Source organism: Streptomyces griseofuscus, assembly GCF_014673495.1.
Classification (GTDB): domain Bacteria; phylum Actinomycetota; class Actinomycetes; order Streptomycetales; family Streptomycetaceae; genus Streptomyces; species Streptomyces murinus.
Genome location: NZ_CP051006.1, coordinates 267447 through 290071 on the forward strand (window position 1 = coordinate 267447; position 22625 = coordinate 290071).

General features: G+C 71.0%; 24 protein-coding genes and 3 pseudogenes. 11 read left to right on the forward strand and 16 right to left on the reverse strand.

Annotated elements, in window-relative coordinates; translation table 11 throughout:
- Positions 1–77: 77 nt before the first annotated feature.
- Positions 78–1343: a cytochrome P450 gene (locus HEP81_RS01325; protein WP_051850615.1), complete on the forward strand. Its 1266-nt coding sequence runs from the start codon at positions 78–80 to the stop codon at positions 1341–1343.
- 373 nt (positions 1344–1716) lie between these two features.
- Here the strand turns inward: HEP81_RS01325 and HEP81_RS01330 are convergent, their stop codons facing one another.
- The gene (locus HEP81_RS01330; protein WP_182789892.1) at positions 1717–2145 is read right to left on the reverse strand and encodes a MarR family winged helix-turn-helix transcriptional regulator; all 429 of its coding nucleotides are present in this window, start codon (positions 2143–2145) and stop codon (positions 1717–1719) included.
- On the reverse strand, positions 2145–2561 hold the full coding sequence (locus HEP81_RS01335; protein WP_037662609.1) for an SRPBCC family protein: 417 nt from the start codon (positions 2559–2561) through the stop codon (positions 2145–2147). Before HEP81_RS01335 ends, HEP81_RS01330 begins: the two co-directional genes overlap by 1 nt.
- A 254-nt stretch (positions 2562–2815) precedes the next feature.
- Here HEP81_RS01335 and HEP81_RS42085 point away from each other — a divergent pair, with 254 nt between their 5' ends.
- Both HEP81_RS42085 and HEP81_RS01340 read left to right on the forward strand, forming a co-directional pair.
- Complete coding sequence (locus HEP81_RS42085) at positions 2816–2947, forward strand: hypothetical protein (protein WP_274599476.1); 132 nt, start codon at positions 2816–2818, stop codon at positions 2945–2947.
- 144 nt (positions 2948–3091) lie between these two features.
- On the forward strand, positions 3092–3595 hold the full coding sequence (locus HEP81_RS01340; protein WP_037662608.1) for a serine hydrolase domain-containing protein: 504 nt from the start codon (positions 3092–3094) through the stop codon (positions 3593–3595).
- A gap of 99 nt (positions 3596–3694) precedes the next feature.
- On the opposite strand, the gene HEP81_RS01345 is transcribed toward HEP81_RS01340, so the two are convergent.
- Positions 3695–4909: a glycosyltransferase gene (locus HEP81_RS01345; RefSeq protein ID WP_037662606.1), complete on the reverse strand. Its 1215-nt coding sequence runs from the start codon at positions 4907–4909 to the stop codon at positions 3695–3697.
- Between the two features lie 167 nt (positions 4910–5076).
- Here HEP81_RS01345 and HEP81_RS01350 point away from each other — a divergent pair, with 167 nt between their 5' ends.
- From HEP81_RS01350 to HEP81_RS01360, 3 genes and pseudogenes are all read left to right on the forward strand, one after another.
- The gene (locus tag HEP81_RS01350) at positions 5077–6270 is read left to right on the forward strand and encodes a PP2C family protein-serine/threonine phosphatase (protein WP_037662604.1); all 1194 of its coding nucleotides are present in this window, start codon (positions 5077–5079) and stop codon (positions 6268–6270) included.
- 313 nt (positions 6271–6583) lie between these two features.
- A complete protein-coding gene (locus tag HEP81_RS01355; RefSeq protein ID WP_243279253.1) occupies positions 6584–7339 on the forward strand; it encodes an SDR family NAD(P)-dependent oxidoreductase in 756 nt (251 codons plus the stop codon).
- Positions 7340–7638: 299 nt separating this feature from the next.
- Positions 7639–7848: pseudogene (locus HEP81_RS01360) on the forward strand (hydrolase); the annotation flags it as partial.
- A gap of 53 nt (positions 7849–7901) precedes the next feature.
- Here the strand turns inward: HEP81_RS01360 and HEP81_RS41090 are convergent.
- Together HEP81_RS41090 and HEP81_RS01365 are read right to left on the reverse strand one after the other, a co-directional pair.
- Positions 7902–8144 (reverse strand): RICIN domain-containing protein, encoded by a 243-nt coding sequence (locus tag HEP81_RS41090; protein ID WP_338058769.1) that lies wholly within the window; start codon positions 8142–8144, stop codon positions 7902–7904.
- The gene (locus HEP81_RS01365) at positions 8029–8454 is read right to left on the reverse strand and encodes an arabinofuranosidase catalytic domain-containing protein (RefSeq protein WP_037662600.1); all 426 of its coding nucleotides are present in this window, start codon (positions 8452–8454) and stop codon (positions 8029–8031) included. The genes HEP81_RS41090 and HEP81_RS01365 overlap by 116 nt, the downstream gene beginning before the upstream one ends.
- Here HEP81_RS01365 and HEP81_RS01375 point away from each other — a divergent pair.
- On the forward strand, positions 8453–8947 hold the full coding sequence (locus HEP81_RS01375) for a MarR family winged helix-turn-helix transcriptional regulator (RefSeq protein ID WP_037662654.1): 495 nt from the start codon (positions 8453–8455) through the stop codon (positions 8945–8947). The genes HEP81_RS01365 and HEP81_RS01375 overlap by 2 nt on opposite strands.
- Complete coding sequence (locus tag HEP81_RS01380) at positions 8944–9399, forward strand: hypothetical protein (protein WP_037662597.1); 456 nt, start codon at positions 8944–8946, stop codon at positions 9397–9399. Before HEP81_RS01375 ends, HEP81_RS01380 begins: the two co-directional genes overlap by 4 nt.
- Before the next feature lie 598 nt (positions 9400–9997).
- On the opposite strand, the gene HEP81_RS01385 is transcribed toward HEP81_RS01380, so the two are convergent.
- The 6 genes from HEP81_RS01385 to HEP81_RS42545 form a co-directional block, all read right to left on the reverse strand.
- A complete protein-coding gene (locus tag HEP81_RS01385) occupies positions 9998–11140 on the reverse strand; it encodes an LLM class flavin-dependent oxidoreductase (RefSeq protein ID WP_037662594.1) in 1143 nt (380 codons plus the stop codon).
- Between the two features lie 41 nt (positions 11141–11181).
- The gene (locus tag HEP81_RS01390; protein ID WP_037662593.1) at positions 11182–12366 is read right to left on the reverse strand and encodes an SfnB family sulfur acquisition oxidoreductase; all 1185 of its coding nucleotides are present in this window, start codon (positions 12364–12366) and stop codon (positions 11182–11184) included.
- Positions 12367–12371: 5 nt separating this feature from the next.
- Complete coding sequence (ssuE, locus tag HEP81_RS01395) at positions 12372–12926, reverse strand: NADPH-dependent FMN reductase (protein ID WP_037662591.1); 555 nt, start codon at positions 12924–12926, stop codon at positions 12372–12374.
- A gap of 52 nt (positions 12927–12978) precedes the next feature.
- Positions 12979–14196 carry an acyl-CoA dehydrogenase family protein gene (locus HEP81_RS01400; RefSeq protein ID WP_037662590.1) on the reverse strand — a complete coding sequence of 406 codons (1218 nt, stop codon included), beginning with the start codon at positions 14194–14196 and terminating at the stop codon, positions 12979–12981.
- A 91-nt stretch (positions 14197–14287) separates the two neighbouring features.
- Positions 14288–15406 (reverse strand): dimethylsulfone monooxygenase SfnG, encoded by a 1119-nt coding sequence (gene sfnG, locus HEP81_RS01405; protein ID WP_037662588.1) that lies wholly within the window; start codon positions 15404–15406, stop codon positions 14288–14290.
- Positions 15407–15594: 188 nt separating this feature from the next.
- Positions 15595–15678, reverse strand: a complete 84-nt coding sequence (locus HEP81_RS42545; protein ID WP_355151906.1) for a putative leader peptide — start codon at positions 15676–15678, stop codon at positions 15595–15597.
- A gap of 137 nt (positions 15679–15815) precedes the next feature.
- Between HEP81_RS42545 and HEP81_RS01410 the strand changes: the two genes are divergently transcribed.
- A complete protein-coding gene (locus HEP81_RS01410; RefSeq protein ID WP_037662587.1) occupies positions 15816–16760 on the forward strand; it encodes a LysR family transcriptional regulator in 945 nt (314 codons plus the stop codon).
- Between the two features lie 256 nt (positions 16761–17016).
- Here HEP81_RS01410 and HEP81_RS01415 read toward each other — a convergent pair.
- From HEP81_RS01415 to HEP81_RS01430, 4 genes and pseudogenes are all read right to left on the reverse strand, one after another.
- Positions 17017–17133 (reverse strand): annotated as a pseudogene (locus HEP81_RS01415) (IS5/IS1182 family transposase); the annotation flags it as partial.
- 161 nt (positions 17134–17294) lie between these two features.
- Positions 17295–18092 (reverse strand): alpha/beta fold hydrolase, encoded by a 798-nt coding sequence (locus HEP81_RS01420; RefSeq protein ID WP_037662586.1) that lies wholly within the window; start codon positions 18090–18092, stop codon positions 17295–17297.
- Between the two features lie 113 nt (positions 18093–18205).
- Complete coding sequence (locus tag HEP81_RS01425; RefSeq protein ID WP_338058735.1) at positions 18206–18871, reverse strand: aldo/keto reductase; 666 nt, start codon at positions 18869–18871, stop codon at positions 18206–18208.
- A gap of 84 nt (positions 18872–18955) precedes the next feature.
- Positions 18956–19822 carry a helix-turn-helix domain-containing protein gene (locus HEP81_RS01430; protein WP_037662581.1) on the reverse strand — a complete coding sequence of 289 codons (867 nt, stop codon included), beginning with the start codon at positions 19820–19822 and terminating at the stop codon, positions 18956–18958.
- A gap of 44 nt (positions 19823–19866) precedes the next feature.
- On the opposite strand from HEP81_RS01430, the pseudogene HEP81_RS01435 reads away from it, so the two are divergent.
- Positions 19867–20710 (forward strand): annotated as a pseudogene (locus tag HEP81_RS01435) (phospholipase D-like domain-containing protein); the annotation flags it as partial.
- 29 nt (positions 20711–20739) lie between these two features.
- Here the strand turns inward: HEP81_RS01435 and HEP81_RS01440 are convergent.
- Complete coding sequence (locus HEP81_RS01440) at positions 20740–21594, reverse strand: NAD-dependent epimerase/dehydratase family protein (RefSeq protein WP_037662653.1); 855 nt, start codon at positions 21592–21594, stop codon at positions 20740–20742.
- Between the two features lie 135 nt (positions 21595–21729).
- Here HEP81_RS01440 and HEP81_RS01445 point away from each other — a divergent pair, with 135 nt between their 5' ends.
- Entirely contained in the window at positions 21730–22578 is an 849-nt protein-coding gene (locus HEP81_RS01445) for a helix-turn-helix transcriptional regulator (RefSeq protein WP_037662579.1), read from the forward strand.
- Positions 22579–22625 lie beyond the last annotated feature (47 nt).

Consider the following 22625-nt stretch of genomic DNA (forward strand, 5'->3'; position numbering starts at 1 on the left):
CGGCCCCTCCCCCGTACCACACCCTTCTCGGTCCGGAAGGAGTGCGACTACAAAGCATATGGCGCAGAATGCGTCATATGTCAGATGTCCCTGTGGGGCAGGAGGCTTCCGGCCCGCCCGACGATGCGGCCGATTCCGCGGCAGTTCCCGGTGCGGTTTGCTGTTCCTTCGACTTCAGCGACGGCCTCACTTTCGACCCGCTGCTGACCCACCTCATGGAGCAGGGTGCCGTCACCCGTATTCGTCTGCCCTACGGCGAGCACGAGGCATGGCTGGTCACCAGCTTCGACGGCGTCCGACAGGTGACCACCGACGCGCACCTGAGCCGTGCCGCCATCGTCGGCCGCGACTATCCGCGGCTTACCCCCGAGCCGATCGTCTCCGCGGAGTCCGTCAATGTCCTGGACCCCCCGCACAGCACCCGGCTGCGCCGCCTCGCCGCCCGAGCGTTCACCCACGCGAGCGTGGAGCGGATGAAGCCGGCCATCGAACGCGTGGCCGGAGGCCTGCTGGAGAAGATGGCCGAGCACGGGCCGCCGGTCGACCTCGCGCGCCACCTCTCCGCGCGTCTGCCCGGCCACACCATCTGCGAGTTGCTGGACGTGCCCGTTGCCGACCGGACCGAGTTGCTGCACCGCACCCAGCAGATGCTGGCCACCTCACCGAAGGCGCAGCCGGCGGCCGCGGCCGCGAAGGCGCACTTGCGCGCCTACTTCACCGCCCTGGTCGCCGAGCGGCGGACAACGCCGGGAGAAGACCTCATCAGCCGGATGACCGCCCCCAGCCCGGAGGATGAGGAGCCCTTGAGCGACCAGGAGGCGGCCGTCCTGGCGCTCACCCTCATCCTCAGCGGCAACGACACGGCCACCTGCCAGATCAGCAACATCGTCTACACGCTGCTGACCCGCCCCGGGCTATGGGCACACCTGCTGCACCACCGCGACGAGCTGCCTGCGACACTGGACGAACTCCTGCGCTACCTGCCGTTCCGCAAAGGCGTCGGCATCCCCCGCCTGGCCCTTGAGGACGTGGAGATCTGCGGCAGCCGCATCCGGGCCGGCGACTACGTGCACGTGTCCTACCTGACCGCCAACCGCGACCCGGCCGTCTTCCCCCACCCCGACGTACTCGACCCCCACCGCCCCGCCCATCCCCACATGACATTCGGCTGGGGCGGACACCACTGCCTTGCCACGCACCTCGCACTGGCCGAACTCCACACTGCTGTCAACGCTCTCCTCACCCGCTTCCCCCGCCTGCAACTCGCCGTTCCCGCACACGAACTGCGCTGGGACACCGCCACCATCCGCCGCTTCCCCCTCCACCTCCCCGTCACCTGGTAAGAGGGCGTTCTCGCCCGCATTGCCCGTCCATTTAGCACCTCTCGGCCTGCCGGTTGTGGTGGGTGGCACTGGGGATTCTTGCCGGCAAGGCTGGGTGGACGGGTGGGGCGGGAAGCGGCTTTGCGCCTGTCTCATGCCCAGGCTTCGCGGCCGCGTACTTCCGTTTTCGTCGCTGTGCGCCCGCGCGGTCGGCTCTCGAAGTCCTTCGGGGACTGATCAGGCAGCCAGGACGACGGAGGATTCTTCTTGTCGGTCGGCGAAGGCGTGTCGGTCGAGTCGGGCCAGCAGAGTGCGGCCGTTCCATTTGGGGCGGTGCGGCTGGCCTGTTGCAGAGGGCACCGACCGGTGGGTTCGGGTTCGTTGGCCTGCGGTTTCAGCCTTCGGGATGGGCCAGGCGGCCGAGCAGGGCTACCGCGTCGTCGAGGGGCACCGGTTGGAAGAACCGCGCGTCGGCGCGCTCAACTGCGGCAATCGCGCGTGGGGCCAGGTCGGCGCCGGTGTCGGTGACGCGCAGTCGTTTGGCGCGGGTGTCGGCCGGGTCGACTTCACGCTCGATGAGTCCTTTGTGTTCCAGGGTGCGTAGTACCTGGGAGGTCATCTTGACGTCGATGCCGGCTTGGCGGGCGAGGGCCAGCTGGTTGGGATGCTCGCCCTGCGTGTTGAGCCACCAGGCACAGGCGAGCAGCACGAACTGCACGTGGGTGAGATCGAGCGGGGCCAGGGCTGTGGCGATGTCGCGCTGCCACCGCAGGGTGGCGTGCCACAGCAGGAATCCGGGGCTGTCGCCGGGGCTGAGGGACATCAGCGAAGCGCCAGCTCGGCCAGCGAGGCCATGGTCTCGGGCCAGTCGGCGGTGATGCCCGGGCCGATCTGCGGGCCGGCCTCGTCGGCGCCGGTGCCGGTGATCTCCATCCGGTACACCACGCGGATCCGGTTAGGGTCGATCCGGTCGATCCGGTGGGTGGTGCGCAGCAGCAGGCCGTCGAAGCGCGCCTCGTCGACGAACAGTTCGTCTTCGACCGCCTCGGCGATGCGCAGCAGTACCGGGTCGTCCCCGGGCGGCGTCATCGTGATCTGCGTGCCCGCCGCGAACGGGCCGTTCATCTCGATCTTCTCGATCTCGGCGTTCCAGGTGCCCCAGTTCTCAACGTCGGCCCAGAGTCGCCAGATCGCCTCAGGGGTGGCGCTGGTCTCGATGCTGTGCTCGTACTCCCACATGAGCGGTCTCCTCGCTAGGTGATCTATCTATAGATTATCTATGCGGAGACTATCTGTCCAATGGGTCACAGACCCCATCCCGCGGCGCGCGACCGCCCACCTGCGGCCGCCATAGGCCCGGCCCGTCGTGTTCGACCGCGGCTCTGGTCCGGTGTCGCTGAGGTCAGCGTGCAGGATCGTCGGCGGAGGACCCGGCTCGGCATCGATCACCAGATCCGATGACCGCGCTCGGCGGAAGCTACCCTGGCCATCCGATGCTGCTGGGCATACCCGTCACCGTGGCCACCGCCATGCTGCTCGGAACGGTGATCGCCACCATCCGGCTGTCCACCGGGTCGGTGTGGGCGGCCGTCGCGGCGCACCCTCGCCGTGCTGGGGGCATCTGACTGACCTCCCGACGATGCGACGGGCATCATGAGCCCGGCTACGGCGCAGCGGTCGAATTCGCTGAGACCAGCAGGCGATGACCAAGCTGACCGGCGAGTCCTACCCGGAGCTGACCCGCCGGCTGCTGTTCGAGCCGCTGGGCCGTGACCGGTTCGTGCTTCGACCCGGGCTGGCCCGACACCGAGGGGCGGCCGCTCGCGCACGGACACGACGCCGACGGTCGGCAGGTCTCGGCCGGCTACTCCACCAACCCGGAGCCGGCCGCCGGCGGCCTCTGGACCACGGCCGTCGATCTGGCCGCCCTGGCCGCGAGCTGCGGCGGTGCTACCTGGGCTGGCGGCGACCGAGCTGGTGCGGGGGATGCTCACCCCCAGTCGTACCGCGCCTACGGCTGGAGCACCATCCTCCACACCACCTGTGGCGACCGGGAGTTCGGCCACGGCGGCCAGGCATACGACTACCGGGCGATGGCCTGGATGCGGGTGCACTCCGGGTGCGGCCCGGTGATGCTGAGCAACGCGGTGACCGACCGGGAGCTGATCAGGCACCTGACCGCCACCGAGCTGTCCGGGCGGATCCGGCTGACCGGTGAGTGGCAGCGGGCCATCGAGGCGGCCGTGGGCCGCGAGCGGGGTGGGACCGCGTAGCCGCCTATGGCGCCGCCCACTCCGTTTGTCCGCGCGTTTCGGCAGCACTAAATGCGGCAGAGTGCCTCGGACAGCCCGGCGCAGCACCGCGATGCGGCTTCACCCGGCGCGCTCTGAGCCGATGTGGGCGAGCAGCGATGCGGTGCCGTCCTCTGCGGCGATCCCGCGGGCGAGTTCGGCCGCGCGGCGACGGTGGGACGGCTCGGACAGGCAGGCCGTGATCGCGTCGCCGAGGGCCTCGGCGGTGAGCTCCTGGAACGGCACAGGCCGCGGGGCAACTCCCAGCGCGTAGAGCCGAGACGCCCAGAACGGCTGGTCGGCCATGACGGGAACGGGCACTGCGGGCACGCCGGCCCGAAGTCCGGCTGCGGTGGTACCTGCCCCGGCATGGTGGACGACGGCGGCGGTGCGAGGGAACAGCCAGTCGTGCGGGACGTCGCCGACGGACAGGACATCGGCGCCGTAGCCGTTCAAATCGGCCCACCCCGCCTGTACCACCGCACGCACACCTGCCCGCTTCACCGCCGCAGCCACCAGCTCACTGAGCCGTTCCCCCTGCCCCGCCCCCATACTGCCGAATCCGATGAACACCGGGGGCGGACCGGTCTGGAGGAAGTCGACCAGTTCGGCCGGGGGTTGCCAGCCGTCCGGCCGCGCGGGCCACCAGTAGCCCGCCACTTCAACCCACGACGGCCAGTCCTCAGGGCGCGGCACTACCAGCGGGCTGAAGCCGTGGAAGACCGGCCGAACGTCCACCGGTGCCGAAGGCGCGCCTGCGGGCAGACCGAGGCGCGCACGCAGCCGGGTCACGGCGCCCGCGAAGACCCCTTCCGCACGCTTCAGCACATCCCGGCCCGCGGCGAGGTTGCCCTCCGGCCCCAGGTCATCGGCGCTCCGCGCGTTGGGCAGCGGGAACTCTCCGGTGGCGAAGGACGGTGCGAGGTAGGTACCGATGACGGGGACGCCGAATGCTTCGCCGGCCATCCGGCTGAGCGGTGCCGGGCCGAAAGCTGTGAGCAGCAGATCGGCTCCGCCCGCCACGGCCTCCGCCACCCCGTCGGCGAGCCCGTCCGCGTACGCCCTCGTCAGCGCCTGAGCCTCATCCCGCGACGCCGCCCGGGCCAAGTCCCGGATCAGTCCCTGCGGGTCTCCCGGCACAAGCCGGTAGCCGAGACCGCACCCGCCGACCAGCGCGGCGAAGGACGGGTGAGCGGCCACGGCGACCTGATGGCCCACATCCGACAGACGCCGCCCCAGTCCCGTGAAAGGCGCGATGTCTCCGCGTGAACCGGCAGTGATGACCAGAATTCGCATGGAGTGATCCTCCTCGGCGAGTGCCGTCCGGCCACCGTCGCCAGCCCTGTGCCAGCGAAGTTGATCAGTGCCATCGAAGTCTGAGTGGCTCAGGTAGAGGCGGCTGCTGTGACTGTGATGACCAGGGCGTCGGCGGGAAGGAGAGTCCGTAAGTTAGGGAGGCTGCAGTGGAGCGTGATCAGATCGGGCTGGCCGAGGTACTGGCAGCAGCGGAGGGTGCCGCGCCGGTGCGCTCCCTCGATGTCGTCGCGCAGAACCTGCGCGAGCGGTTCGGTGCGCGTTACGTGTCGTTCCTGTTCGTCGACGTCGTCGGCCGGCGCCTGCTACGGGTCAATGACGAGGCGAGGGCGCCACAGGAGCACGGCGCCGATCAGGTTCCCCTGGCCGGCAGTGTCTACGACGATGTCCTGCGCACTCAGAAGGTGGTGCGAGTGCCGGAGGGCGCGCAAGGGCAGCGGGTGCTCGCCCCGGTGAGCAACCGCGGCGACGCCATCGGGGTTCTGGAGCTGCACCTCACCCACGTCACACAGGGCGTCCTGCAGCAGGTCCAGGAGGCCGCTCACGCGCTGGCGTACATCATCGTCACCGACCGGCGCTTCACCGACCTCTACCACTGGGCCAATCACACCGCCACGGTCACGCTGGCCGCAGAGATCCAGCGCCAGCTACTCCCGTCGGCTCCCTCGTGCGAGGCTCCCGAGTTCACCCTCGCCGGCGCCCTCGTCCCGGCCTCCGACATTGCCGGCGACAGCTACGACTACAGCCTCGACCACGACACCCTGCACCTGTCCATCACCGACGCCATGGGCCACAACGTCGATGCCTCCCTCATGACCACCCTCCTGGTCAACGCCTCCCGCGGCGCCCGCCGCGCCGGCACCGGCCCTGCCGAACAGGCCCGCCAGACCCACCAGGCCCTCATCGACCACGGCAGAAGGACCTTCGCCACCGGACAACTGATGCGCATCGCTCTGGACGGGAGCAGCGCCCAGCTCGTCAACGCAGGCCACCCGTGGCCCCTACGGCTGCGCGACGGCACCGTCGACGAGATCAAGCTGCACATCGACCTCCCGTTCGGCGTCCCCGCACAGGACGCCCACCAGGTACAGGACATCGACCTGTGCCCGGGTGACCGCCTCGTCTTCTACACCGACGGTATGCAGGAGCGCCAGGCAGAAGCCGTCGATCTGCCGCGCCTTGTCCGCGACACCGCAACCGAGCATCCCCGCGAGGCCGTACGCGCCATGGTCACCGCCGTCACCAACGCCTGCCACGGCCACGTGAGAGACGACGCCACCGTCCTGTGCCTGGACTGGCACGGCCCTGTCCCCGTAGACCGAAGCGCGCAGACCGACGCTTGACCTAGGGCCCGTCTTCAAACGCGCGCCGTCCGGCCGGGACCTCCCCGCGGAGGCCGAGCTGACCAACGTTGACTGGCTCGGCGCGCGGTGCTGGACGGCTGCGGGCCGCCGGACGAGCTGCCCCTTCGTCCACGTGGCTACTGATCCGACGGGCGGACCGAACTGCACCGGGCAGCCAGGGTCGGTTCGTACTTCCGGGGTGTACGGAGTCGTCGTTGAAGGTTGAACGTGACGTCTGAATGCCGCCGGACCGGCAGGGCGTTCCGGTCTTGGATTGAGCGTGTCCAAGACCGGAACAAGGAGTTCTACGGAGATGACGATGAACGGTGCGACGGCGCTCGACGGCAAGGTGGCCCTGGTGACCGGCGGCAGCCGGGGGATCGGGGCGGCGGTCGCACTGCGGCTGGCCGAGGACGGCGCAGACGTGGCGCTGACCTACCAGGGCTCGGCCGAGCTGGCCGAGGAGGTGGTCGCCAAGATCACCGCGATGGGGCGGAGCGGCTGGGCCGTCCGCGCGGACAGCGCAGACCCGGAGGCGGTGTGCGGCGCGGTGGCGGCGGTCGCCGAGCGGTTCATGCGGCTGGACATCCTGGTGAACAATGCGGGTGTAGGCGCCGTCGGACCCATCGAGGCGGTGACATGCGACCAGATCGACCGGGTGCTGGCGGTGAACGTCCGCGCGCCCTACCTCTATGCCCAGGCGGCGTTGCAGTACATGGTCGAGAGCGGACGGATCGTGAGCATCGGCAGCTGCGTCGCCCAGCGCGTGGCCTTCCCCGGAAGCACGCTCTACGCGACCAGCAAGGCCGCTCTGATCGGCTTCACCAAGGGCATGGCCCGGGAGCTCGGCCCGCACGGGGTCACCGTCAATCTGGTCCACCCGGGCCCGATAGACACCGACATGAACCCGGGCGACGGCGATTCCGCCGACTTCCAGCGCGGCTTCACCGCGCTCGGCCGCTACGGCACGGCGGTGGAGGTCGCGGATGCCGTCTCGTACCTGGTCGGCGAGAGCGCCCGATACGTCACAGGCGCGGAGCTGGCGGTGGACGGTGGCTTCGCAGTCTGAGCCCACACGCTCCGACGCAGGCCAGGTAGTCCTTGGCGCTCGGTCCGTCACGGCATCGACCCGTGATCTTGGGCAGTGGATCATGGCTGGGTAATACGCCGCCAGGAGTTGTCCGATGCCTAGCGGGACCTGCTGCGGCCTTTGCCGCCCACGGCTGCGACAGGCCGTCCCACGGCGGCCAGCTCCACGGCCTCGCCCTGGCCTGCCTGGTCGCGGCCGCCCGCTACCGGCACATCGAGACCGCCCTCGCCCCCGCACTGCTCATATCCGACCGGTACCCGGCATCGACGCTCGCCCGCAACGGCTACGCGGCGCTCAGCATCGACGGCGGCGCCGAGCAGCGTCTCGACTACTACGGCGCGATCCGCACCGGCGAGACGCTCCAGTTCCTCAGCCCGCGCCTGCCCCACGGTCGGCACACGCTGCGGGTGCGGGTGACGGGCGAGCACGACGCGCAGTCCGGGGCGTCGTTCGTCAGCGTCGACCGCGCGGAGGTGGATGTCCACTGAGTCGAGGAAGCGAGAGGGTACGGGGCCGTACCTTCTCGCTTCCTGACCTCAGGTCAGGTCAGTGCGAACCGCTGTGCTGCCGAGCTGTTGCAGTCCCAGATCTGAGACCGGGTGCCGTTGGCGGTCGCGCCGCTCGGCGAGTCCAGGCAGCGGCCCGACTGCGGGCTGCGCAGTGAACCGTCAACCTGCTGCACCCACTTCTGACCGCCGACGCCGTTGCAGTCCCACAGTTCGACCTCGGTGCCGTTGGCGGTGCCGTTCCCCTCGATGTCCAGGCAGCGGCCGATGATGCTCAGGGAGCCGTCGGCGTTGTGCTGCCAGTGCTGGTCCTCGGCCCAGGTGGCAGTCCCACAGCTGCGCGGCGGTGCCGTTGGCGCCGGTGTCGTCGGCGGCGGCGTCCACGCACTTGCCCCCCGGTCCGGTGACCGTGCCCTGGGAGCCGTTGGGCACGTCGGTCCCGCCCGCGTAGCCGACGGAGACGATGTCGGCCTGGACGGCGTTCTCGGCGGCGTCGCTCGGGTGGCCGGAGACCATGACGCCCTCGAAGAAGGTGCCCCGGTTCCAGTTGCTGTTGTCCCCGCCGGTGCCCAGGATGATGCCGGCCATGAGCAAGGGTTCCCCGGGCCCCACGCCCGGTTTCCTGGTATGGCGGCTCGCCAACAAGTGGCGTGTCGCAGTCGATCGCGCGGTGGCTCCGCTGGGCATCACCCACGCGCAGTACTCACTGATCGCGTCGCTGCACGGCATGCAGCGCGCCGGTGAGCGGCCCAGTCAGCGCCAACTCGCCGACCACACCGGTTTGGAGGCGCTCTACGTCTCGAAGCTGGCGCGCGCCCTGGAGTCGTCCGGCCTGATCGAGCGCACCCGCGATCCCCGCGACCCGCGCGCCGTACAGCTCGCCCTCACCGGGCAGGGCCAGGCCGTCACGCGGCAGGCCATCGCGGTGGTCCAGGAACTGCATCAGCAGCTGCTGGAGCCACTCGGCGGCCTCGACGCCCCGCGGACACACGCGCTCACCGTCGAGCTGACGACCCTGCTCAACGCACCTCTCACGCCACCCGCACCGAACAACAAGAGCACTCGGGGGACAACACCATGACCACCACCGCATCCGCCACCGCACCCGTCGCCGACGCCCGCGCCCTCGGCCTGGCCCACTACGCGGCACGCGGCGTCCTGGAACACGTCCTGGCCGAGCACGGCATGACGTTCCAGCAGCAGATCGTCCTGCGCGCGGCCGTCACCGCCGGCGTCCCGCAGACGCCGGACGATCTCATCACCCAGGTCCAGGGCTCCCTCAAGGCCGATCCCGCCGACGTCCGCGCCACCCTCGACGAACTCCTGGCCGAGCAGCTGCTCGTCGCGGACGGCGCACACCTTCGCTCCACGGACGCGGGGCACGAGCTGCTCGCCGCCGTCGGCGCGGAGACCGCCCCCGTCACCGCCCGGATCTGGGGCGGGATACCCGCCGAGGACCTGGCCGCCGCCGGCCGCGTCCTCGCCCTGGTCACCGAGCGCGCCAACACGGAGCTTGCGGCGCTGACGGCCTGACCGCCCGACCGGACCTGTAACCGAATGTGATCACAGGGTGGTTCGAGTGAGATCCGTGAGCCAGATCATGGAGGCGCGGAGATGCAGGCCGGCGAGGTGACTGGCCGGGGGGGTGTCGTCGCGGATGGCGATGCCCCGCCAGGCTTTCACCTTGTTGACCAGGCGCGCCTCTACCCGACTGATCTGCTCGTTCGCCCCACAGGCGACCCACGGCGGCACGCACCGGCGGAACGCTGGCCAACCACCCTTCCGGGCCGGTACCGGCCACGCACCGCAGAGGCACGGCGGCTCTCGACCGCCCCGAGCCCCATCGCGGCTCGACCGGGGAGACCTGGAGGAGTCGGAGTCGTCGGCCTGTCCGACTCCGCGCTCCCGGGCCGATCTGGCGGCAGGAGCAGAGGGGTTGCCTTTGGCTGCCTCTGAGCGATCCGGGTCGATCCAGGTCGAATCAGAGCGCTTTCCTCTGAGTACCTCCGGTCGCCTCTGTAACCCGTCCTAGCAGGTCACAGTCGGTTTGCCTGGCAAATCCGCAGGTCAGAAGGGGACTTCTGGAGAACGCGGCGTACAGCGGGGCAAAGGCCGAGATCCTCGGCCGGCCTCAGCTCGCGAAGGGCACCTGTGCCGCCTGCTGTGGCCGGGGGGTGTGCGGGTGGCGCCACACGCCCTGGGCCGCGAGCCGCGGCAGCACACCCTCCCCGAACCAGTAGGCCTCCTCCAGGTGCGGATATCCGGAGAGCACGAACTCCTCGATGCCGAGGGTGTGGTACTCTCGGATCCGTTCGGCGACCTCCTCGTGGCTGCCCACCAGCGCGGTGCCCGCGCCGCCGCGGACGAGGCCGATGCCGGCCCAGAGATTGGGGTGGATCTCCAGACCGTCCCGGCTCCCTCCGTGCAGGGCGAGCATGCGCCGCTGCCCCTCCGACTCGCTGCGGGCGAGCCCGGCCTGCACGGATCGCACCGTCTGCGGGTCGAAGCCCGCCAGCAGACGGTCCGCCTCGGCCCACGCCTGTGCGGAGGTGTCGCGGGTGATGACGTGCAGGCGGATGCCGAAACGGACGGTACGGCCCTCCTGGGCGGCCAGTTCCCGGATCCAGGCGATCTTCTCGGCGGCCTGGGCGGGCGGCTCGCCCCACGTGAGGTACACGTCGGCGTACCGGGCGGCGACCTCGCCCGCCACCGGGGAGGAGCCTCCGAAGTACACCTGCGGCACCGGGTCGGGCACCCGTGCGAGCCGGGCCTCCTCCACCCTCAGATGCTCGCCCGCCAGATCGACCGTCGCGCCCTCCCACAAGGCCCGCACGATGTGCAGGAACTCGCCGGTACGGCGGTAGCGGGCGTCCTTGTCGAGGAAGTCTCCGTAGGCGCGCTGCTCGTGGCTCTCGCCGCCCGTGACGACGTTGAGCAGGAGCCGTCCGCCGCTCTGCCGCTGGAAGGTGGCGGCCATCTGTGCGGCGAGCGTGGGGGAGACGAAGCCGGGGCGGAAGGCGACGAGGAATTTCAGGCGCTCGCTGTGCTGGGACACCATCGCCGTGGTCAGCCACGCGTCCTCGCACCAGGCGCCGGTCGGGGTGAGCGCACCGACGAACCCCAGTTCCTCGGCCGCGCGGGCGATCTGGCTCAGGTATGCCACCGTCGGCGGCCGGTCCCGTCCCGACGGGGTGGCCGGGGTGCCGTGGCCGCCGCCGACGACATGACGGCTGTCGCCGTTGGTGGGGAGGAACCAGTGGAAGGTGAGGGACACGAGAACTCCGATCTGCGGGTCCGCCGCGGGCAGCCGGCTCGCTAGAGCAGGCCGTGGCGTGGCGGTCGGGTGCCGTTCAGCACGTATCGGCCGATGTGCTGGATCTTCCAGCGCGCCGGGTCGTGCAGAGTGTGGGTGCGGGCGTCGCGCCAGTGGCGGTGGAGGTTGAGCGAGTCGAGGGCGGCCCGGGTGCCGGCCACCTCGAACAGGGCGCCGGCCACTTCCACCGCGGTGTCGGCCGCGTGGGCCTTCGCGGCGGCCACGGCGATCGACGCCTCGGCCGCGGAGTCGTCGGTCGGGCCGGTGCGTGCCGCGTCCACCGTTCGGGCGGCTTCGCGCAGCAGCGCCTCGGATGCCCGCACCCGCAGGGCGAGTTCACCGAACCGCTGGATGAGCAGCGGGTCCTCGGCCGCCGTGTCGGTGCCGCTCTCGAACCAGGGCCGGCTCTTGGTGCGGACGAACGCGGCGGCTTCGGTCAGGGCACCCCCGGCGATCCCCGTGTCGATCGCGGCGTGCAGCAACTGGGCCACCGCGCCGTGCAGTTGGGGTCCGCGGAAGGTGAGGTGATGGGGCAGGACACGGTCGGCCGGTACGGGCACGGCGTCGAGCCGCACGGTGCCGCTGGCCGTCGTGCGCTGCCCCATGCCGTCCCAGTCGTCGATCACGGTGAGGCCGGGCGCGTCCCGCGGGACGTACGCCACGTGCAGTTCGTCGTCCTCGGCGCGGGCGAGGACCGGGATCCAGTCGGCGAACAGCGCACCGGTGGCGTAGTGCTTGACGCCGGTGAGGACGTAGGAGCCGTCGGTGCGCGGTGTGAGGCGGGTGCGGATCTCCTGGACGTGCCGGGTGCCCGCCTCCGACTGGGCGTTGCCGAAGCGGCGCCCGGCGAGGACCTCGGCGAAGAAGAACTTCCGCTGTTCCTCGGTGCCCTGGCGGCGGATGACGTTGACGTAGACGAAGTGGCTCTGCGGGATCTGGGCGAGGCTGCCGTCGGCCGACGCCAGCAGCCGGAAGATCTCGGCGAGGGTGAGCGCGCCGACGTCGGCGCCGCCGTGTGCGGCGGGGACGGTGACGGCGAGCAGGCCCGATGCGGAGAGCTTGTCCACCTCGGCGTGCGGCAGGCGGCGTTCGGCGTCGCGGGCGGAGGCGCCGCCGCGGAACTCCTTCGCCAGGGCGGCGGCGACGGTGAGGGCTTCGGCGTCGTCGGCGATCACATGCGCGGTCATGGGGCTCAGCCCGCCGCTGCGAGGGCCGGGCTGCGGCCCAGCGCCGCCGAGAATTGGTCGACCACCCGGGCCAGGGACTCGTCGGCTTGGGCGGCGACGGCGAGGGAGCCGTCGTGGCGGACGGTGATGTCCCGGTCGAGGGTGAACCAGCCCTGCACGATGTGCGCCGCGCCCATGGAACTGAGGACCGGACGCAGCGCGTAGTCGATGGCCAGGACGTGCGCGGTCGATCCGCCGGTGGCCAGCGGCAGCACGGTCTTGCCGGCGAGGGCGTACTGCGGGAGCAGGTCGAGCAGTGCCTTGAGGACGCCGGAGTACGACGCCTTGTAGACGGGCGTGGCGACGACGACGCCGTCCGCGCGGGCGAACAGATCGGCGGCCTCGACGATGGCGGGATGCCGGAAGTCGGCGCCCAGCAGGGCCTCGGCGGGAACGGTGCGCACGTCCAGCGCGATCACGTCGTGGCCCTGCGCGAGGAGCCGGTCGTCGAGGTGGCGCAGCAGGCGCTGGGTGCGTGAGGAGACGGAGGGGCTGCCGGAGACGGACAGGACGGTGGCCATGGGTCCTCTTTCGGGGCGGGCGGGGCGCCCGGGAGGCGGGCGCCCCGGGGGGTTAGGAGTACCAGGTCGGTTCGGGCAGTTCGCCCTCGAGCACCCAGCGGCCGACCTCGCGGCGCTTGTAGGCGACGGGGTCGTGCAGAGTGTGGGTGCGGACGTTGCGCCAGAAACGGTCCAGCCCCTCGGCGGTGGTCGTGGAGCGGGCGCCCGTCACCTCGAAGATACGGCTGGTGACTTCCAGGGCGACGTCGGTGGCGCGCGCCTTGACCGCGGCGACCCGCACCTCGAACTCGCCGCGCGCCTGCTCGGTGACGGCGTCGGGGTCGTCGTGCAGCTTCTGGCCCTCGGCGGCGACGGCGTCGGCGAGCGCCTCGGCCGCCCACAGCTTCGCGGTGAGAGCGCCGTAGGTGTCTACAACGTACGGCTCGTCGACCGCCCGCTCGTGGCCGCCGTGCAGCCAGGGCCGGGTCTTGCTCCGGGTGTAAGTGACCGCCGTCTCCAGCGCGCCGCCCGCGATGCCGAGGTAGAAGTTGACGAAGACGAGCTGGATGGTGGGCACGTTGAGGGTGTTGTAGGTGCGCGCCTGGAACTGCTTGTCGACGTAGCCGGCCGCCGAGGACCACGGGGTGCGCACGCCCTCGATGGTGACGCTTCCGCTCTCGGTCAGCCGCTGGCCGATGTTGTCCCAGTCGTCGTGGAAGGTCAGGCCCTCGCTGTCGGAGGGCACGATCGCGAAGACGTGCTGGCCGGTGCCCTCCAGGACGCCTTCGAGGACGGTGACGTCGGAGACCTTGCTGCCGGTGGAGAAGGTCTTGCGGCCGGTGAAGACGAGGGCGTCGCCGTCTTCCGTGACGACGACGTCGTTGTCGCGCGGGTTGACGGCCCCGCCGAAGAACCAGCGGTTGCGCGCGGCCTCGGCCTCGACGTGCTCCCACTGCTCGCGGGTGCCGACGAGGCGGGCGGCCCAGTTCCACAGGTAGTGGTAGCCGAGGAGCTGGCCGATGGACCCGTCGGCCTTGGCGACCTCACGGACGACGCGGTAGGCGGTGGGCCAGTCCTGGCCGGCGCCGCCGTGCTCGACGGGCCCGAGCAGAGTGACCAGGCCCGAGTCCTTCAGCAATTCCACCTCGGCGTACGGGGTGGCTCCAGCGCGGTCCCGGGCGGCGGCGTCGGTGGCGAGGACGGCGGCGACCTCGGCGGCGCGCGTGATCCAGTCCTGGGCGGTCGTCGGGGCGGGGCGGTTCTGCCAGGTGGTGGCCGTGGGGGTGCTCATGCGGGTGACCTCTTTCGTGGTGCGGTGCCGTGGGGTCCTCGGCGGTGCGGGTGTGGCGTCGGGGAGGGGTGAGGCGGGGCCGGACAGGAGATCAGGCATGCGCGGGCGCGGGGCGGGGCTCGTCCTCGGGGAGCTGCGCCTCCAGCTCGCGGACGAGGGGCAGCACGCGCTTGCCGAAGTAGGCGACCTCCTCGTGGTAGTGCAGGAAGCCGAGCAGCAGGAGGTCGACGCCGAGGCGGCGGTAGGCGACGATTCGTTCCGCGATCTGTTCGGGGGTGCCGATCAGGCCGGTGCGGAAGCCGTCGTTGTACTGGACCAGGTCCTCGAAGGTGGAGTCCTGCCACATGCCCTTGCCGTCGGCGGTGGACCGGCCCGCCTGCCGTACGGCGGCGCCGAAGCCCTCGACGGCCTCGGAGTCGGCCTTGGCGACGATCTCGCGGAGGGTGTCGCGGGCCTCGGCCTCGGTGTCGCGGGCGATGAGGAAGCCGTTGAGGCCGAACCGGGGCGCCGTGCGGCCCGCCCGGTCTGCCGCGGAGTGTACGTCCTGGATCTGCTCGATGACTCCGTCGAAGCCCTTGCCGTTGGAGAAGTACCAGTCGGAGACCCGGCCGGCCATCCGGCGGGCGGCCATGGAGTTGCCGCCCTGGAAGATCTCCGGGTGCGGTCGCCCGGGAGAGCTGAGGGGCTTCGGCTTGAGGGAGAAGTCCCGCAACCGGTAGAAGTCCCCGGCGAGTTCGGTGTGGTCCTCGGTCCAGATCTGGCGCAGGGCGCGAATGAACTCCTCGGAGCGGCGGTAGCGTTCGTCGTGCTCCAGCCAGGGCTCGCCGAGCGCGGTGAACTCGTCTTTGAACCAGCCGCTGACGACGTTGACGGCGAAACGACCGCCGGACAGGTGGTCGGCGGTGGCGCCCAGTTTGGCGAGGACGCCCGGGTGCCACAGGCCGGGATGAACGGCGGCGATCACCTTCAGGCGCTCGGTGGCGAGGAGCAGGGCGAGGCTGATGCTGGTCGACTCGTGCTGGTACTCGGCACCGTAGCTGGCCATGTAGCGAACCTGGCTGAGCGCGTACTCGAAGCCGTTGTTCTCGGCGAGGACGGCGAGTTCGCGGTTGTAGTCGTACCCCCAGTCCGTGCGCTGTTCGATCGTGCTGGTGACCAGTCCCCCGCTGACGTTGGGGACCCAATAGGCGAATTTCACGGGCGCGGGCATGCGGAACTCCTGTTGCTGAATTCTGTGCGACCCGGGACGTCATATCCCGGCGAAAGGAAACACCACATCACTCACATGAGCAGGTGTGTACGAACACCGCTTTGCTGCAACGGCGCTGACGGGAACGCGGCAGCGAACTGTGCGACGAAAGCCGTGGCGTGGATAAGAAGCGACGGATCCCTGAGGGGTCAGGCCGCTGAGCGACAGGAGGCACTGGAGACGCGCGCGAGGTCGACATGGCGTCGCCGCGTGAGGTCCAGTCGCATCGTCATGCCGCCGATCGTGGCAGCCGCCGATCGAGGCCGTCAAGGGAAACCCGACCGGTTTTACGGCGCACCCCACTGAATTTCACGAAGGTGTGACAGGGAAACCCTTGAACAGCTCCTCGCACGAGGGGAATTCTGCTGCCGTGCGAACGGAACAGCTGGAATACATCGCCGCGGTGACCAGGCTGGGCTCGCTGCGCCGGGCCGCGGAGGAACTGCGCCTGTCCCAGCCGGCGCTGAGTGAGACCGTCAGGAACCTGGAACGCGAACTCGGCGTCGTCCTCCTGGAACGCAAACGCTCCGGGGCGACGATGAGCGCGGAGGGCCGCGAACTGCTGCCGCACATCGTCGGCGTCCTGGAGGCGGTGGACCGGCTGCGGGCCGCGGCGGGCGAGCAGCACCGCGTCAGCCGCATGGTGCGGGTGGCAACGGTGAACGCGGCGACCGTGCCGCTGCTCGTTCCGGTGGTGCGCACCTTCCGCGCCGCACACCGCCTCACCCAGGTCGAGGTGGTCGCCGCGCAGCAGACGGAGATCCACCGGGCCCTGACCGAGGGCGGCTTCGACCTCGGCCTGGTCAATCACCTCGAAGGGGACGACATGCCGGCCGCACTGGAGTCGACGCAACTCCTGCACGGTCGGCCAGTGGTGTGCGTACGGCCCGACAGCCCGCTCGCCTCCCACTCCGAGGTGACCGTGGACGACCTGCTGAGCCAGCCCCTGATCGCGATGCGCTCCGGTTATGTCATGCACCGGTACGTGCACCGGCTGCTGAACGGCCGTACCCCGTCCTTCTCGTACTCCACCGACGGGGCCGAGATGGGCAAGCTGATGGTGGCGGAGGGGCTCGGGGCCACGGTACTGCCAGACTTCAGCGTCGTCGGAGATCCGCTGGAGCGGCTGGGTGCCATCACCTACCGGCCACTGGCGGGCGCCGGGACACGGGTGCTGCTGATGCTGCAACTGCGCAGGGCCACGTCCGTGCCGCGGGCGGCACGCGGACTGCGGGAGGAGTTCCTGCGCCGGGCGCAGGAACTGGGCGGCACGCTGAGCCCGCCGGGGGGCCGGTCGTACGACGGGGCGGACTGAGCGGCCCGTCGCCGCAAGGCGGGAGTCTGTCGAACGAGCGGCCCTGTCCGAGCCACGAGGTCCTCCTCGCCGAGCTCCGCGGCGCGAACGCCCTGGACTTCTCCCGAGTGGCGGTCGGCGGCTGCCATATCCGGGCATGAAGACATTCGTAGGGTTGGCTCACCCAGCGGTGCCGGGTGTGGCTTTCAGGCGTCTGCCGCTGCTGTGGCTTCCTCCGATTCGCTGTCCGGCACCCCACGACGACTCGGCTGCTCATGAGTTGGCGCCAGGCGCAGCCGCTGACCAGCACGTGGACGACGGCTGCGAACAACGTCTCATCAGGCGTGTCCTGCGTTCCGCCGCCTTGTGGCCGCACCTTCGACGGCGGGATCAGGGGCCTCGCGACAACGACCGCCTCACCACGTAAGCCACGGTCTTAGGAAATGTCCGTTCGATCACGCTTGGCCAGATGACGAGGGGCTGCTGCGGATGCGGCACCGATGTGGGCATCCGGTCGGAGCCGGCAGAGGACGCCGGACCCGCCGGGGGCGGGTCCTACCCGTGCGCGGGCGACGAGTACGGCGGGAGGCGGCGGACGAAGTCCAGCAGCAGGGCGCAGAACGCCGCGGGCTGTTCCAGCGGCGCCAGATGTCCGGCGGCGGGGATGACGGTGGTCCGACCCGCATCGAGCTCTCGGGCAAGTCCCGCGCCGCCTTCGTGGAAGTCGGGCATGTCGTGCTCGCCGACGCTGACCAGCGCGGGCACGCCCTTAAGCGTGCGCAGTGCTGCCGGGCCCGTGCCGAGGGGATCCGCCGCCTGCGGCGGTTCGCCGTGGGTGAGTTGTTCGGTCAGCTGGCGGTGGAGCATGCGGGCGGCGTGGGTGCGTACCTCCTCGGTGGCCCCGGCCGAGGTCCACGCCTCGACGCCGGCTTTCACCGCGGCGTCCAGGTCGCCGACGGCCAGCGCCTTCCGTTCGGCCTCCCAGGCGGCGTCCAGACGTGAGGAGGCGGGCTGGTCGTGAGGCCGGTAACCGACCAGAACCAGGCCCTCCACCCGCTCTGGTGCCGTGACGGCGGCCTGGAGTGCCACCAGGGCGCCGAGCGAGTTCCCGGCGAGCACGAAGCGGTCGGCCCACAGGTGGTCAAGCGTGTCAAGCACGTCCGACCAGGGGGCCACCTCGCGGCGGTCGGGAACGACCGCGTCGCCGTGGCCGGGCAGGTCCAGGGCGATGGCCCGCACGCCCGCCTCGGCGAGTGGCGGCAGGTGGGCGTCCCACATGGTGCGGTCGGTGGGCCGGGCGTGCAGCAGGACGACGGGCCGTCCTCGGCCTGCTTCGGTGAAGGGGAGCAGCATGGCGTGAGGTGCCTTCTTCGGTGAGTGGGTGGGGCAGGGCCGGCGGGTCAGCGACCGGTCCCGCGGGGGTGCAAGTCATGCGGTGTCGGTGAGTTCGCCGAGTTCTGTGTCGGTCAGGCGCAGCGCTGCCGCGGCCAGGTCCTCCTAAAGGTGCGCGACCTTGGAGGTGCCGGGGGTGGGCAGCACGACCTTGGAGCGGGCGAGCAGCCGGGCCAGTGCCACCCAGGACGGCCGGGCGCCGTGGGCGGTCGCGATCCGGTCGAGCGGCCGCCGGGGCGGGCGAGCTCGCCCGCAGCTACCGGCATGAAACCGATGCGGTGGTGGGTGCAGGGGTCCAGGACGTCGGCGGAGCTGCGGCCGGTCAAGGTTGTCGCATCTGGACAGTGGCGATCTCCGCGATCGGGCACGCGTGCTCGATCTGGTCGACGGTGACCTGGGACAGGCCGCTCGCGGTCGATGTGGTCCAGGCCGAGCCGGCGAAGGCTCATCAGGGTCTGCTCACACAGGTACTGCGGGCGCCCGACCGGCGGCCACGCCCCGAGGCCCAAGCGCACCAGTCCGTCGCGAGTCCTGATCGTGTCCGGGCCGCTGCGAGTCTGTCCGACCTTCGTCGCGATGAGCGCCTCGTCGAGGTAGGAGTGGATCGCCTCGCGGATGATCTCCTCGCTGACGTGGGGGCCGTAGGAGTCCGCGGTGTCGATCAGCTGCACGCCGAGCTCGACGCCACGGCGTTCCACGCAGACTGACTCGTCGCGGTCGTCGGGCTCGCCCCCACACACCGAGCCCGGTCAGTCGCACGGCGCCGAAGCCGAGACGGGTGGCTTCCTTCCCGGCGGTGCCGGCGGCGCCGGACAGGGCAGCGGTCATGATCGGACGTCTTGTTCCTCTGTGGTGGTGTCCTGAACGGTGGAAGCCGAGTCCTGCTCGGCCAGTCGGCGGAGCAGCAACAGGGCATCGGCGCTGGCGCTGCCCGGTTCCGCGCTGTAGACGGACAGGTGCTGACCCGGGGCGCTGGTGACGGCCAGGGCCTCGAAGTGCAGCCGCACCTCACCCACGCGTGAGTGCCGGAAGCGCTTGTCCTCCTGCGTGCGGGGACGAACCTCGTAACGTGCCCACAGGCCGGTGAAGGCGGGGCTGCGCACGCTGAGCTCGCCGACGATCCGCTCGATCCGCTCGTCCTCGGGGAACTGCGAGGAGGACGCCCGCAAGTTGCCCACGGCGGTGCGCGCCGCCTTGTCCCAGTCGACGTAGAACTCCCGCGCGAACGGATCGAGGAAGATCATTCGCAGCAGGTTGTCGTACCGGGCGAACCCGCAGTACAGCTCGGACGCCATCGCATTGGCGGCCAGCACGTCCTGCGCCGCACCGACCACGAAGGCAGGCACGTCGCGCATGCCGTCCATCAGCCGCACCAGCTCCGGGGCCACGGTAGGTGCCGCGGACGCCGCGGCAAAGACGGGCAGGCCGAGCCGGAACAGGTGCCCCGTGGCGGCACCGTCCAGCCACAGTGCCGCAGCGATCGCCCGGAGCACCTGCTCAGACGGGTTCCGCTCACGACCCTGCTCCAGGCGGATGTAGTAGTCCGTGCTCACCCCGGCCAGCAGCGCCACCTCGTCCCGCCGTAGCCCCGGCACCCGCCGGTCCCCGCCGTCGAGCAGCCCGACGTCTCGCGGCGTGACCATCGCGCGGCGAGCACGCAGGTACTCACCGAGCTCGTTATTGCTTCCCATGTCCGCCACGCTAGACCCACCCCACGGGCCGGGGCGTGGGTGCGATGCACCCACCCGGGCTGCGGCTACCCGGCATCCCGCGGGGAAGCGGGACGCCGGCCGTGCCCCGACCTCGCGAGCCAGAACACCTGCTGGTACTGCAACGGTTCGTGGCCGCCACGGAAGGAAACGACCTGCTGCCCCTGCGCAACGGAGATGAGATCTTCCCCGCGATGCTCGGGGCGATCCGCGCGGCTCGGCACACCGTCGACATGATGACCTTCGTGTACTGGCAAGGTCGGATCGCGCACGACTTCGCCGCCGCTCTGGCCGACCGCGCCCGTGCGGGGGTCCGCGTACGGCTGATGCTCGACGGCTTCGGCGCCAAGGAGACCGAACAACGGCTGCTCGACCTCATAGCGCCGCGGGCGTGCAGGTGGCCTGGTTCCCCGACCCCTGTGGCTGTCGCCCTTCAAACGGAACCACCGCTGCCACCGCAAGGCCCTCGTGGCCGACGAGCAGACCGCCTTCACCGGCGGCGTCGGCATCGCCGAGGAACGGTGCGGCAACGCCCGCAAGCCCGCCGAATGGCGCGACACCCACGTGCGGGTGCGCGGTCCGGCCGTGGACGGCATCGGGGCAGCGTTCGCGCAGAACTGGGCGGAGTGCCACGACGAACTCTTCGACGACCATGACCGCTTCACGGAACACCCGCAGACCGGCTCGTCGGTGGTGCAGGTCGTCCGCGGCTCCGCGAGCATCGGCTGGCAGGACATGCAGACCCTCATCCGCGTCACGCTCACTTCCGCCGAGGAACGTTTTCGGCTGGCCACCGCCTACTTCGCCCCCGACACCTACTTCATCGACCTGCTGTGCGAAACCGCCCAGCGCGGCGTGCGCGCCGAAATGAGGGGCGGGCCGGCCGGGCGCGGTGACCGTCACAGGGCTCCGGCGTCCCGGGCCGTCCAGACGCTCGGGTAGATCGGCCGGAAGCCGAGCTCCCGGCGGATCCGCTGGTTGGATGTGATCCCGAACCACGGGTCGGGGTCCGTGAGCTCGTGGAGCCCGGCGGGCACCTCGACGCCGTTGAGCTGGTACAGCTCGACCGTCGTGACGGGGGCGTCGTCGGCGATGTTGTAGATCCGGCCGGCGATGCCCGGCGCGTACAGCAGACGCATCAGGCCCTGGGCGACGTCCGCGTGGTGGACCATCTGCAGGCGCTGGTGCGGCGCCCAACGGGAGGCCCAGTGCATGACGTTGGCGAGGTGCGGGTCGCCCTCGCCGTAGACGAAGGGGAGCCGTCCGATGCGTACGTCCAGGCCCTCGAGCGCGAGCAGTTCGCGCTCGGCCTCGGCCTTGGACTCGGGGTAGGCGCCCCACAGCGCGCCGCCCGGCCGGCTCTCGTCCTCCTCGGTCAGCGGGCGGCCCCGGCCGAGGCCGTACACATTGTTCGTGCTGACCTGCACGAACCGGGACACGCCCGAGGCCCGCGCGGCGCGGCCCAGGGCCGCCGCGGCGTCCCGGTTGACGGCCCACGCCTCCTCGTCCGGCACCCCGCGGAAGGAGGCGGCGACGTTCACGACGGCGTCCACACCGGCGAGCGCCTTGCCGAGTGCCTCCTCGTCACGCATGTCGCCCACGGCGACCTGGGCACCCAGCTCCGCGAAGCGCTCGCCGCGGGCCGCGTCCCGTACCAGGACTCGCACCTGCTCGCCGGGCTGCCGCTGGGCCAGCAGCCTCGGCACGAAGCGGCGCCCGACCTGTCCCGTCGTACCGGTCACCAAAGTCAGCATGATGTTCTCCTTGCGCACTACGTCGTCGTTGTCGACAACCAGCCTCGGCCGACACGGGGGGCGCGGGGAGAGACCCCTTCATCAGGGGATCGCGGGTCCCTGGATAAGCCGTCCGGCCTCCCGCACCCTGGAAAGGTGAACCGAGCCGAACTCGCCGACTTCCTGCGCCGCGCCCGCGCCCGTCTGGACCCTTCCGACGTCGGCCTCACGGCCGGAGCCCGCCGCCGTACGCCGGGGCTGCGCCGCGAGGAGGTGGCCCAGCTGGCCGGCATGTCCGTGGACTACTACACGCGGCTGGAACAGTCCCGGGGCCCGCGTCCGTCCCGCCAGATGCTCACCGCGCTGGCCCGCGCCCTGCGCCTGACGGAGGACGAACGCGACCACCTGTTCCACCTCACCGGCGAGGAGCCGCCGCGCCGGGAGGCGACCAGCACGCACGTACGCCCGGGCCTGCTCCTGGTGCTGGACCGGCTGCACGACATCCCGGCGATGGTGGTGACCGACTGCGGCGAGGTCCTGGCCCAGAACGCGCTGTCGCGGGCACTGAGCGGAGACGTCCTCGCCCGCCCGCCCCGAGAACGCAACATGATCCGCCGCTTCTTCCTGGACCCGGCGGCCCAGGAGCTGTTCCCACCCGAGGACCGCCGGGAGCGCGCCCGCGAACAGGTGGCCGGCTTGCGAGCGGTGGCCTCGGCCCGCCCCGCGGACCCCGGACCCGCCGCCCTCGTCGCCGAACTGCGCGCCGCGAGCGAGGAGTTCGCCCGCCTCTGGGACCAACACGAGGTCGCCGTACGCCGCGCCTCCACGAAACGGTTCCGGCACCCCGCGATCGGCATCCTCGACCTCGACTGCGAGGTCCTCGTCAACTCCGACCACGACCAGCGGCTCGTCATCCACACGGCCCGCCCGGGCACGGAGTCGTACGAGCGCTTGCAGTTGCTGCGGGTGGTGGGCTTGCAGGACCTGACGCCGACGGGCTCCTGACCCCATGCGCGCCTTCGAGTCCGCTCCCTGCCCACCGCGCCTCGCCC